The sequence below is a fragment of the Agrobacterium sp. SOY23 genome (assembly GCF_027212525.1).
Taxonomy (GTDB): Bacteria; Pseudomonadota; Alphaproteobacteria; order Rhizobiales; family Rhizobiaceae; genus Agrobacterium; species Agrobacterium tumefaciens_I.
In genome coordinates this window covers 1-12,198 of sequence record NZ_JAPWDT010000006.1, presented here as the reverse complement: position 1 = coordinate 12,198, position 12,198 = coordinate 1, and the positions used below count along the sequence as shown (strand labels likewise).

Annotated in this window: 12 protein-coding genes; 1 reads left to right on the top strand and 11 read right to left on the bottom strand. The window is 57.9% G+C overall.

Annotated features, from left to right (window positions below; all coding sequences use genetic code 11):
- Positions 1 to 18 precede the first annotated feature (18 nt).
- The 4 genes from O3S81_RS17435 to O3S81_RS17420 form a co-directional block, all read right to left on the bottom strand.
- Positions 19 to 1,662 carry a Na/Pi cotransporter family protein gene (locus tag O3S81_RS17435; protein WP_269345171.1) on the bottom strand — a complete coding sequence of 548 codons (1,644 nt, stop codon included), beginning with the start codon at positions 1,660 to 1,662 and terminating at the stop codon, positions 19 to 21.
- 82 nt (positions 1,663 to 1,744) lie between these two features.
- Entirely contained in the window at positions 1,745 to 3,430 is a 1,686-nt protein-coding gene (locus O3S81_RS17430; protein ID WP_269345168.1) for a metallophosphoesterase family protein, read from the bottom strand.
- Positions 3,424 to 4,032 carry a dual specificity protein phosphatase family protein gene (locus O3S81_RS17425; protein ID WP_003522018.1) on the bottom strand — a complete coding sequence of 203 codons (609 nt, stop codon included), beginning with the start codon at positions 4,030 to 4,032 and terminating at the stop codon, positions 3,424 to 3,426. Before O3S81_RS17425 ends, O3S81_RS17430 begins: the two co-directional genes overlap by 7 nt.
- Positions 4,033 to 4,092: 60 nt before the next feature.
- A complete protein-coding gene (locus O3S81_RS17420) occupies positions 4,093 to 4,932 on the bottom strand; it encodes an inositol monophosphatase family protein (protein WP_269345166.1) in 840 nt (279 codons plus the stop codon).
- A 341-nt stretch (positions 4,933 to 5,273) separates the two neighbouring features.
- On the opposite strand from O3S81_RS17420, the gene O3S81_RS17415 reads away from it, so the two are divergent.
- Positions 5,274 to 7,247 (top strand): putative bifunctional diguanylate cyclase/phosphodiesterase, encoded by a 1,974-nt coding sequence (locus tag O3S81_RS17415; protein WP_269345164.1) that lies wholly within the window; start codon positions 5,274 to 5,276, stop codon positions 7,245 to 7,247.
- Positions 7,248 to 7,295: 48 nt separating this feature from the next.
- Here O3S81_RS17415 and O3S81_RS17410 read toward each other — a convergent pair whose 3' ends face one another.
- The 7 genes from O3S81_RS17410 to O3S81_RS17380 form a co-directional block, all read right to left on the bottom strand.
- The gene (locus tag O3S81_RS17410) at positions 7,296 to 7,598 is read right to left on the bottom strand and encodes a PAAR domain-containing protein (RefSeq protein WP_080853669.1); all 303 of its coding nucleotides are present in this window, start codon (positions 7,596 to 7,598) and stop codon (positions 7,296 to 7,298) included.
- 22 nt (positions 7,599 to 7,620) lie between these two features.
- The gene (locus O3S81_RS17405) at positions 7,621 to 8,409 is read right to left on the bottom strand and encodes a hypothetical protein (protein ID WP_269345161.1); all 789 of its coding nucleotides are present in this window, start codon (positions 8,407 to 8,409) and stop codon (positions 7,621 to 7,623) included.
- A 12-nt stretch (positions 8,410 to 8,421) separates the two neighbouring features.
- Positions 8,422 to 8,940: an SMI1/KNR4 family protein gene (locus O3S81_RS17400; RefSeq protein WP_269345159.1), complete on the bottom strand. Its 519-nt coding sequence runs from the start codon at positions 8,938 to 8,940 to the stop codon at positions 8,422 to 8,424.
- A 15-nt stretch (positions 8,941 to 8,955) separates the two neighbouring features.
- Positions 8,956 to 9,729, bottom strand: a complete 774-nt coding sequence (locus O3S81_RS17395; RefSeq protein ID WP_269345157.1) for an HNH endonuclease — start codon at positions 9,727 to 9,729, stop codon at positions 8,956 to 8,958.
- Positions 9,730 to 9,881: 152 nt separating this feature from the next.
- Positions 9,882 to 10,361 carry a hypothetical protein gene (locus tag O3S81_RS17390; RefSeq protein ID WP_269345155.1) on the bottom strand — a complete coding sequence of 160 codons (480 nt, stop codon included), beginning with the start codon at positions 10,359 to 10,361 and terminating at the stop codon, positions 9,882 to 9,884.
- On the bottom strand, positions 10,358 to 10,867 hold the full coding sequence (locus O3S81_RS17385) for a DUF4123 domain-containing protein (protein ID WP_269345153.1): 510 nt from the start codon (positions 10,865 to 10,867) through the stop codon (positions 10,358 to 10,360). Before O3S81_RS17385 ends, O3S81_RS17390 begins: the two co-directional genes overlap by 4 nt.
- Positions 10,868 to 10,962: 95 nt before the next feature.
- Positions 10,963 to 12,198, bottom strand: a 1,236-nt coding sequence (locus O3S81_RS17380; RefSeq protein ID WP_125146410.1) for a type VI secretion system Vgr family protein, incomplete at its 5' end; no start/stop codon positions are given.

Sequence of the window (12,198 nt, the reverse complement as noted above, 5' to 3'; positions counted from 1 at the left end):
GCGGCTTTACCATATCCCCTAACTGACCTGCTTGATGCGGCTTTCGATAAGAAGGCCGCTTTCATCGAGGATCGGATGGGCGACGGCGGCAATATGGGCGTTGATGCGTTTCAGATCGCGCAACATGTCGAGGTGCACCGAGCTGGTTTGAATGCTTTCAGCCCGCCCGTCGCGCAGGCGTTGGAGATGGCGCTCCGACGACTGCTTTTCGAGGCGCCGCACATCTTCCTTCACCTCCACCAGCCGGCGTGCAAGCGCGGCATTGCGGGTTGTAAAGACGGATTGCGCCATGCGGATATTGTCGAGAGTGACGGTAAAAAGACGCTCAAGCTCGCTCTTGCCATCATCGGAAAACCGCAGTCCGAGATCGATCTTCTTGGCGATTTCCGGGCGGATGCCTTTCTCGATGATATCGCCGATATGTTCGAGATTGATGGCATATTCGACGATATCCATCGCACGCCTCTGGTATTTCCCGCTCAAGCCGTCCTGCCCCACCTTCGAGACATAGACCTTAATGTCGTGCTGTATCCGGTCGACCCGGCCTTCCAGCGCGCTGATATCATTGAGTTTTGCAACGTCGCTGTCACGCATGGCTTCGCCCGCCTGCCGCAGCATGCGCTCGATCAGATCGCCGACCAGAAGAACCTCGCGGCTCGCGCCGGCAAGGGCGGCAACCGGCTGATCGAGATCGTGGCTGTCGAGATAGCTGCGATGGCTTTCGCTTTTCTCTTTTTCCGGAAACAGCGCCGTCGTTACCCGCAGCAACAGCGGCGAGAGCGGCCAGGCGATGGCGGCGACGGCTAGGTTGAAGAAAAGATGCGCATCGACCGCAAGATTGGCGTGCGAGAAAGGCGACATCTCCAGCAGCGCAGCGCCATATCCGGCAAGAGGCAGCGCCGCGAGACAGCCGATTGCCCTGACGATGAGGTTACCGACGGCCACCCGGCGCGCTGCAACCGGTGCTTTCAGCGTCGCCAGCACCGGCGGCACCGCGCCGCCGAGATTGGCGCCGAGCGCCAGAACGATCACGAGGCTCGTTTCAACCCCGCCGCTTGCGGCAAGCGACAGGATGAGAACGACAATCGCCAGACTGGAGGAGGCGAGCGCGGCCAATACGGCGGAGAAGATCAGCGCCACCGGCCAGGCATTGCCGAGCATGCCGATGAAGAGACCGAGCGCCGGCGATTGCCTTATGGGATCTGTCGCAGCCGAAAGAAGATGCAGCGAAAGCAGCATCAGGCCGACACCGGCGAGCGCCGCACCGGCCCCCTGCCGTTGCACCGATTTTCCGCGTGACAGGACAACACCGGCAAGGATGAGCATCGGCGACAGCCAGCCAAGCCCAAGCGCCACAATCCAGGCGGTCATCGCCGTGCCGACATTGGCCCCGAGCAGCACGATCTGCGCCATGGCCGGCGCGATGAGGTCCTTTTCGACGAAAGAGGCGACCATCAACGCCGTGGCGGTCGAACTCTGCAGGGCGATTGTCGCCACGAGGCCGGCGATGAAAGAACGAAATCCACCCCGCGTGCCGGCCGCAAGGCCAATGCGAAGCCGGGCGCCGAAGGCGCGCGACATTCCGTCCTTGATTTGTCCAAGGCCGAAAAGCAGCAGCGCCACTGCGCCGAACAGATTGATGCTGACCACGACAGATTCCATCGGATCACCCCGCTTGTTATCCTCGCCGCCGGTCTGGGTTCAGCCCCACCATGGCGGCCGCGCTTGTTGCAAACACCTCAGATCAAACCGCAACCCGTTCACGCTGCGGTACAAGCCTAAGCTCCAGATCGCCGGGGCTGCCTTCGGCACGCTCGAGAAACAGGCCGAGGGCTCCGAAGAAGATTTCGAGAAAGCTTTCGACCGAACCATCGTGATGATCCGGCCCGTGACCGAAGCGCTCCGCCAGCGTTCGATAAAGGGAAAGCCGTTGCGGCGCGATGTGCGGCAGCGCCAGACCTGCGCCCTGGCGCAGGCAATACCAGTCGGCGATCAGCTCGAACATCGGCAGGTCCAAGGACAGGACAGCAGCATCAGACGAAGATTGGCCTTCCCCTCCAAGCAGGCCGAGAACCTCCCGAACGCTTTTGTCGGCGATTGCCGTGACGACCTCGGCCGGCCATTCCTTGGGGAAATAACGGTGCCTGATCAGCGCCCGCTTGTGGCCCAGCAGAAATTCACCGTAATTGCCGGCGGCAAAAGCCCGGTCGTTCGCCTCGCCCGTCAGTGCGGTTTCCTGTGCATAACCATCGCAAATGCGGCCATTGACCGGCAGAGCGGCCATCTCCACCGTCTCGACAAGGATTTCCTGCCGCGACGGGTGGACGATCTTGAAGGCGGGCGGAAAGGCGACGAGCGACGGCACGGCGATATTGGTGAGCGAATTTTCGCCCTCCCCGCGCCGGGTCACACCTTCCACGTGCAGGTGCCCGCTGAAATGGACGGCAAGCCCGGCCTTTAACAGCGCATCCTCCACCGCCTTGCGCGGCGTGCGGCGCACGACATTGGTTTCACCGAACAGGGCGCCTTCCGCACCGCTTGCGCCATCGAAAGGATCGAGCGCCGGATAGTGGGAAAAGCCGAGCAATGTCTTGCCGTGCAGCTCCGCCCTGCGGCGTACATCAGCGATCCAGTCGATGAGGAAGGGCTTGCAGCGCAAAAGCGCATTCCAGCCACCGGAGGTGCTGTCGATAAAAGCCGCCTCCTCGCCCGCTTCGAACTCACCATCGAGCGGCTCGAAAATATTGGCGTCGATCATCAGTAGCCACAGGCCCGGCTCCGGTTCGACCAGATAGGAGGCATCCATCAGGCGGTAGACATTGCGCCCATCGGGTGAGCGCACCGCGTACAGCCGGTCCTCCGGCGCATCGGAAACACCGAAAGGGGTTTCCCAATGCAGATAATCCGGCTGGCGGAAATAGCCGAAAGCCGCCATCGGGCCAAGGCCCGCAGGATAACCTTCGCAATACATCCCGTCGCTCACGACGACGCGCTCACCGGCCCGCCGCGCATCGCTTGAAACGGAAAGGCATTTGCCGTTTTCCGTCAGGAACTCCTTGGTGTGGTGCCGGCCGCACGGGCCGAAAATATCGTGGTTCCCGGGCAATGCGTAGAAGGCCGTACCGTGGGCGTCGCCGTGGCGTTGCAGGATGCCCTTCAGCGTTTCGGTCGTCACCCGTTGGCCATCATCGGTATAGTCGCCAAGCAGCACCACATGGCGAATGCCGCGCTGCCGCACCTCCTCCAGTGCCGCATGCAATGCATCGGCGCTTTCGTTGAAAACCCGGGTGGATTCACGCGTATCCGACCAGCTGCGCATGGTGATGCGCTGACCGTCGATTTCGATGCCGGGAAATCCGAAATCGGCTGCCGTGTCATGGAAATGCGCGTCGGCGATGACGGCAACGGAGGGAAGCGTGCGTGTCAGCATGGTTGAGCGGTCTTTCTGCCCTCGACCATGTCGATCCAGTCGGAAGCACGGCGGGCGGCGGCGTAAAGCATCGGTTTCGGCGTCTCGAACCATTCGTCAGGCCGCAATTCCCGCTTCGTGCGGATCACGGCCAGCGCATCGTCGAGGGTCGGATAGAGATCCGGCTGCTGCTTGTGCAGGAAAAGCGCCACCAGTGAGACGGAACGGCTGCGGCCGCTGCGACAATTGACGAGCACATTGCCGCCATCTGCAAAGGGATAGGTTTCCCGCTTCGGCATGGTCTGGCGAAGCGCGCCGTCGAGAATGTAATAGGCGCCCAGCATCATGGTGTCGGGGCTGCCCTCGCCATCGATAAGACCGAGCTTGTAATAACGGATATCGCCATAACCCACGGCGCGCCTGTCGCCCTCTTCCGCCACCGCCTGCACGAGATTGATATCCAGATTGACGGCGCAATTGACGACGGTGGTGATGCCATGCCGGCGAAGGAGCCCGAGATCGCTCGCACCATCGCTGCCGCCAATGTAAAGCGCGGCATTGTGCGGGCCGAGCCCTTCCGCAATCAGGCTGATTGCAGGCCGGGCATAAACGGGTCCATCCATTTCATTCCTCCACATGCATGAAGCACGAGGCCCCCTCTGCAAAAGGGCCTCCGCCATAAATCACGCCGATACCGCCCGCGGACGATCCGACAGCTGCCGCGCGGCGAGCGCTATATTCGATGCCTGACTGACGCCTTTGGCAACACCGGCGGCTGCGGCCAGCACCGGCCCGCCCTCCCGAAGACTGCCGATCTCCAGAAAAGGGCACACATCGCCGCCAGCTTCGCTGACGAGTAGCAGCCCCGCAAGACAATCCCATGAATTCATGTGCAATTCGAGATAGCCATCGGAACGGCCGTCAGCCACATAGGCAAGCGCCAGCGCGCCGGAGCCGGCGCGGCGGACATTGGCGCCCATATCGAGCAGGTTCCTGACGACATCGAGATAGGTCGCATTCGCGATACGGGTGGACCACCCCATCTCGATCGAAGCGGCATCGAATCGCTCCGTTTCCGCAGTCCGGATCGGCTGACCGTTGCGTGTCGCTCCCTCGCCGCGACGGGCGAAATAAAGCTCGCCAAGGGCGGGACTATAGATCGCCCCGATTTCGGTCTGGCCGTTTTCAACATAGGCGATGGAGATGCAGAAATGCGGAATGCCACGGGCAAAATTGGCGGTGCCGTCGATGGGATCCACGACCCAGACGCGCTCACCGATCTCACCGCCGCCCTCTTCCCCGAAAAAACTGTCTTCCGGGAAAGCGGCCATGATCGCACCGCGAATATGCGCTTCGGAGGCGGCATCCGTCACCGTCAGAAAGTCCTGCGGCCCCTTCATCGAAAAGCTGCGCGTCGCGTCACCCTGAAAACCTTTCAGCACCAACTCCCCGGCGGAAAGAATAACGCTGCGGCACAATTCGGCACGCGCCGCCAATGTATCGGGATAGTGGATCGAATCCATGCGCAAGAACCATTTCTCAAAGTTTGAACACGCGCTCATATTGCACGCGTGTTCAAATTTTTCAAGGGGCGTTGAAAGGGAGCTAATGAACATTGGAAGCGGGCGGGCCGATCATGCCAATTCGATGGATGCGCCGCAACACGTGGCATGAAGCAAAGGGTTGCTTCACCGCTAACAATATCCCCGCAGGAAACATTTAATATCGAAAACATTGGAATGTTGCGAAGCGAAGCGCCTGCATCTTGCGGTTGATGCAGTTGTCTGTCGGTTAACCCTGTGTATTTCCAATGATGTAACGGGAATTATGTTACAAATGCTGCTCTGTATTTGAAGAGCCATGAATGAAAATACTGACCGCCACACAAAAACTGCAGGACTTCATGTCCGTCCGGTCCGACAATCCTGATCTGCTGAAAGCACAGTACCGCGCTTTCACCCGACAGATGCCGATGATGTATTTCATCCTGCTTTCAAGCACATGGGCGCTTGCAATGACGCATATGCGATTGGCGCCGCTTTGGCTCACCGTTGGAGTTCCCGCCCTCTTCACACTCGGCTGCACGCTCAGGGTCGCCTTCTGGTGGAGGACGCGCGGCATGGATCCCGAACCGCGGGTGGCGCATTCAGCCCTTCGGCGCACGAATCGCCTCGCTGCCGGCATCGCCATGGCATTCACGCTCTGGTCTTTCCTGCTGGTGCCCTATGGGAATGCCTATACGCAATCCCACGTCGCTTTCTATATGGCGATTACCGTCATTTCCTGCATTTTCTGTCTGATGTATGTGCGCTCAGCCGCCTTCATGGTGACGCTTATTGTCAATGGCGCCTTCATCGCCTTCTTTCTGGCCTCGCGGCAACCGACCTTTGTTGCCATCGCCATCAACGTTTTGCTGGTCTGCACCGGCATGATGTCCATTCTGCTGACCAACTACCGCAATTTCGAGCGCATGGTCATTTCACAACAGCGCACGGAAGCGCTCAGCAACGAAAACCTGCTGCTTGCCAATATCGACAGCCTGACGGAACTGCCCAACCGCCGCGCCTTTTTCGCCCATCTTGAGGCCGAACTCGAAAAAGCCAGGGCCAACGGAACCCGGCTGGCGCTGGGTGTCATCGATCTGGACGGGTTCAAGCCCGTTAACGATCTTTACGGACACTCCGTGGGAGATAGGCTGCTTGTCAATGTCAGCAAACGCCTCACCGCCAATCTGAAAGCCAGCAGGGCCTTTCGGCTGGGCGGTGACGAATTCGCCATCGTCGCCCCGATCATACCAGATGACGCACAACTCGTCGCCAATGCCAATGCGATCTCCGAGCAATTGAGGGCGCCTTACCATATGCCGGAAGGCACCGTGCATGTTTCCGCTTCCATGGGAATTGCCGTGTTTCCGAACCTCGCCTCCACGCTTGAACAGCTTTTCGACAGGGCGGATTATGCCCTCTATCACGCCAAGAAAACCCGGCGTGGCGATGCCGTTCTGTTCGATGCGGAGCACGAAAAGCAGATCAATATCGAAGCCCGCGTCGAGCACCTGCTCAAACAGCGGGATATGGAAAACGAGCTTTCGGTCGTGTTCCAGCCGATTGTCGATATACGCGACGGAAGGACGGCAGGTTTTGAAGCGCTGGCGCGCTGGCACAGCCCGGTTCTCGGGCATGTGCCGCCTTGCCAGTTCTTCCCCATCGCGGAACGGGCCGGCATCGTCGGTTCGCTGACGCGGCCGCTTCTCAAGATGGCGCTCGCCTCCGCCGCCAAGTGGGAACCCTCCCTGCGCCTGTCGTTCAACCTTTCCGCCCAGGACCTCAATTCCCATGAGGGCGTGCTGTCCCTGCTCGGCATCATCGAAAACAGCGGTTTCGATGCACGACGGCTGGACCTTGAAATTACCGAGACGGCTTTTGCCCATGATTTCGAACAGGTCAGGCAATCGGTCGAAATGCTGCGGCGTCTCGGCTGCGGCATTTCGCTGGACGATTTCGGCACCGGGTACTCCAGCCTGACGCGACTGCACGCATTGCCGCTGACCAAGATCAAGATCGACCGCAGCTTCGTCACGGACCTACACGAAAAACCGGCCAGCTACAAAATCGTGAAATCCCTTCTCACCCTCAGCCGCGACATGGAACTGGAATGCGTGGTGGAAGGGGTGGAAACACCAGCCGAGCTCACCGCACTCGAAGGCCTCGGCGCCACGCTGGTGCAGGGCTATATCTATGCGCCGCCGCTTCGGGAAGAGGATGCCGGTGCGTTTCTTTCGGAGCAGGCGACTAGAGGCAGAATTTCCGCTGGCAAACGCAGAAACAGGCTCCGCTAGTCAAACAATTGCATGAGGCAGATTGTCGTCACGGCACCGTATTTCAGATTACTCGAAAGTAATCCAGGAGGTTCCCTGCACCAATCTTCCACCATGCGCGCATGCATCCCCCTGCCGCACTATCTTCTTTCCATCAATAACGGCAAAGGACGAGCCGGCAGTAATTGTATCGGTCGTCGGAACTCCCGTGCACAAACAGGTATCACCGACAGTTGCGACCGGCGTTCCTTCAACCGTAACAAAACTCTGTTGGGTGGAGATGACGGGACCACCAACATGCGGTCTTGGGCCGGGATCGACCTTGGGGCAGACATGCATGTGGCCTTTAAGGGAGACTGGGCTGGCGGTCATTGGCTCCTCCTTCTCAACTAAATCAAGCCGCACGTGCAAAAGGCAACGGTGCTATGGCGAGCACTCGATTATACCCGCCCCGGAAGCGTAGCCCCCTGTCAAAATCCCCCCCGTTCCTCCATTGAAACAGGCACGGGTCGGACCGCACGATGAGCGGGTTAATATCCAGAAGCACAGCTTCAAATCCGGCGACATCACCAGGCTTCAGGTAAATATCGACGATAGCATCATCAATATGAGCGACCTCCCTGAAACGGTCCGCAAAATCCACCAGAGCTGCCGCGATGGATTTGGCATTTGCCTCTATCTCAGGAAAAAAAGCCGTATGAAAATACTGGGAAGCGCCGAGGAATTCCCGGTTTTTCATGAAGAGCCTGAACTCAGACCATTTCGGAATGTCTTTCCAAGGCCGTATGAACATGCAAACGTCAAATTTATCTTGAAGTGAACTGGCAAGAAGTCCCGCCACACGGGGGTTATCCCGCAATATATGAGACATGAGTTGGGCGCTGTTGAAGATCGGCCCCTTTTGGTATTGTCCGGGCTGTTTGAAACTGCATCCACCGAAGCGAAAATGGGCGCCCTCTTTGAAAACCGCGGTTTTTGCGTCAATGGCTACGCGGAATTCATCTGACAGTTGAGGGAGTTCATCTACACTGAACAGGTCCCGGAAAGCCGCGGTCCTGCTCCCTATGGCGACACGATCCTGCTCCGAAATAAGCAACTGCTCAAAGGGTAACCCTAGCTCGCACACTTCGTCCGGCCAGGATTCAATAAAGGTTGCTCGCCATTTTTTGTGTAGACCAAGCATATTCGTTACACATCAAAGGTTTTCTGGTGCGGAGAGATTGATCAGGAATTCCGGCAGACTGTCCGCCAGCTTGACGATCCCTTTTGCGTTGTTTCCTGTACCAAATGGGTCTGTCGCCCTTTCCCAGAAGTAAACGGCCCCATTTTCAGGATTTTTGCCATCCATCAACAAATAGGCATGTCCCGAATCCGCCGATCCAAAGAATATCATTGGGAGCGTGAACTGTTTTTCCCAACTGGAATTCGCAATAAAGGTGTCATGCCACGAAACGATGGTATCGAAATTCGAAACAAGCACCTGTACATCATGTACCGACCGACTGCCGTCATCGTATTCGACCAGAAATGAATCGTTGTATTCGGTTCCACAGTGACCGTATTGCCTCAGAACCTCTTCCAGCTGTTTCGGAACGATCAGCCCGGTAAGTTCCGTAAAGCGACTGAAATCGCGGTCAGTCCACGTCGTATCCGGAACGCGTTGAAAATCGTTGTTCTCCTCCAGGAATTGAACCGCATCTTTTAAGAGAACCATTGGAACAACTCCGTTCTAATAGGAAGGATCGTTGACTGCAGAAGCGCCGCCGCTGTGGGCACCGCCGCCCTGGCCGGTATTATGTATCCGCGAGTCGACCAGCTGCATCGTTGATGTGTCTTCATTGTGATGCCACGTAAAGCCATTTTCATCGGCAGCCTTGCTCCAGCTGCCATACCTTTCTTTGAGCGGACCAACGGCTTGACCCACGTCGCCATCCGGCCCTCTAGCCAAGTCACCCTTCATATCAGATATGCGGGTCTGAATCGGCTGCCCATCCGGGCCTTTTTTCACGAATGGTGAAAAATCGGGTTTCCCGTTTTTGTAAGAAATCCCATCCTGACCGTATTCTTTCAGGGCTTTATCGGCATTCGATCCCGGTTCAGGAGACCACTTGCTGTTTCCCGGTTCTCCGGCCCACGTCCCCTTCTCCCGGGGAATGTTCTTGTATTTGCCACCATCCTTATACTCGTCGATCTTTTTCTGGCGGCATGCCTTCGTATTGCATTTCCTCAGATCTTCCTGAAGCTTCCGGTAGGCTTCGCCACGCTTGGAAGCCCAATATTTCGATGCCGCCGCCGACTTTCGTACATGGTCTTCGAGCGCTTTGACCTTGCGCTGAGCGGCGGCAACCTGGCTCATCAGTTTTTCGGCATACCGCGCGATCTTGGTACCTTTGGCAGCGGCCTTGGCCCCGTCACCCCAGACAGGAATAAGACCGACCAGATCAAGCCCGGCATCTGCCCAGTTGCCGGTCCAGGCGTTTCCAATAGCGCTTGCAACATCCACGACACCTCCCACGACGGGAACGGACGAAGCAGCCAGTCAACCCGCTTCTTTCGCGATTTCGGTGTAGCGCTGGTTCAGCATGTCCAGATCACGACGGGCCAGTTCAAGCTCGCGTGTATCCGGGACATTGAGGAGATCATCAAGATGCTGGCTCATTGAACGTCTCTCGCCCTGGCAGCACGCTCACGCTCGAACTCCTCCTCGATGTCGTCATAAGGGACGCCGAGAATGTTGTTCTTCATATATTGCGGGAACCAGAAGGCATTGTCGCTCCGCGCAATCGCATTTCCCTCCTGGCTCATGGTCGGCTCGAGGTTACAGCGCTCGATACGTTGTTCCTCGGTTTGGCTTCGGTCTCCCAGGATGGATTTATACGGTCCGAAGAGAAAGAAATCCGGGCCGATCCGCCACATCAAAACGACAAAGTGAATTTGATAAACTGGATCGGAAAAGCCGAAATGCTCCGCATAGCGCCTGCCCCACCGTGTCATTTCGGCAGCCTGGGGCGACCCCGCCATATCGGCGAAACTGGGTAGATGCTTTGGCATCACCTCTCTGGTGAAATAATTCGTAAAATCGTCGTCATCGTGCAGCATCGCATTCATCTGACGCGGATCGAATTCAATGATCATGATAATGTCCTCTCAACTGCCTTTGCCTGGCCCGTGTCTTCAGAAGGCAAAACGATCTCACGATGTACAGTGCCATTTCCAAAGCGGAACTTGAGGAATTCTCCCGTCTTCAGGTCGTTTTCACAATAAAAACACTCAATTCCGTTGAAGAAAACGGCGGCCTGCTCTGATGTCAGGACTGGCAGATATTGGCGCAGCGTTCGTGGGTCGTAATAACGAAAGAAGTGAATAGTCCCCTCACTATCTTTGACCATCGTAAATTTCCTCAAATGCCGGACAACATCTTCCAATGAATGCGACGTTCGCAGAAAAATTGACCAGCGTTTGCCAAAGCCCTTATCGATAAGCCATTGCAATACGCTTTCGTCAGAAGTCATCTCTGCGACCCAGGCCGTATCGTCTCCAAACTCTTCAAGCGCATTGCCTCTGTAAAGACATGCTACCTTGTCCGTCATGGCTTGAAGCGCTGGTGGAATAATCATCGGCGCCCGGGACGCATCGACCACGGCATAAAGACGCGCGGCTCCGCCAGCCCCCTGCTCCTCACGCAGTTTGGAAAGAACTTCCTGCCTCTTCTCGCTATTGAGTTACACGCCAACCCCTACTTCTTCGAGCAGTCTTCAGCAAAAGGCTTGTTCGTGCTTTTGCCGGCACTGCCACGCTTGAAGTTCACAGCGTTTGCTTTAACCTCGAACTTGGTTGCCTTGATAAACACCCCATTTTTGTTGATCTCGATAACGCCGCCCGGTGCCGCAAGCACTATCTTGTCGCTGACGATCACCGTGTGATTTTCAGTTTGCGTGAAAATGGCTTTGCCAACGTTTATTTCGTAACGCTCTCCAACGGTTGTCTTCTTTGTCTTTCCGACGCTTTCCAGCGACGTCTGGCCGACATTCGTAACCTTGCTCACCCCGATCTGTTCTGCCCGCGCCACCCCGACGCTGTCGGATTTGAACGTGCTGACGATCGTGTTCATGATGCCCGGCAGCGGAAACAATCCCGAAGCATCGGAACCGACGCCCGAGCCGGAGCCGGCAAGCGCCGTACCCGCATCCGCACGCGGGCTCGGGCCGGAAACGACGCCCTCACGCGAGGAAAGACCGCCTGCGCCGAGGAAGCCGAGTGCGGATGAGGCGAGCGTGGTGGCGAAGGCTGCGACACCCGGACCGCCCCCACCGGCGATCTGGGCGGCCTGCGAAAGGAGGCCCGCCGTCTGCCCGGAGAGCGCCTGCACGCCAGCCATGGCCATCATCGCCATCGGCCCCGTGCCGCCGACGACGGTGTTTACCGAGCCGCCGATCTCGTGTTTCTGGTTGCCGGAAACTTCAACCGCGCGGTTGCCGCCGACCGAGGCGACCTCGTGCCGGTCGATGCGCTTGGTCCGGTCGTTCAGGACCCTGGTCGTCTGGTCCTTCTGGGCGTGGAAGAACTGGTTCTCCTTGCCGGCCTCATCCTCGAAGGTGATTTCGTTGAAACCGTCGCCCTTGTGGCTGTTGGAACGCAACACCATGCGCGTCTTGTTGGCGGGCAGGTCGTAAGGCACGGAATTGGCCGGATTGTTGACCACTCCGATGACGAGCGGCTTGTCCGGGTCGCCATCGACAAAGGCGACCATCACTTCCATGCCGATGCGCGGAATGACCTGCGCACCCCATGTGCCGCCGCCCCATGCCTGGCTGACCCGCACCCAGCACGTATCCGTGCCATCCTTCTTCGCCTTGCGGTCCCAGGGGAACCACAGCTTGATGCGGCCATATTGATCCGGATGGATTTCCTCGCCTTCGGGCCCGGCGACGATCGCCACCTGCGTGCCCTCGATGCGCGGGCGTTTCGTTGA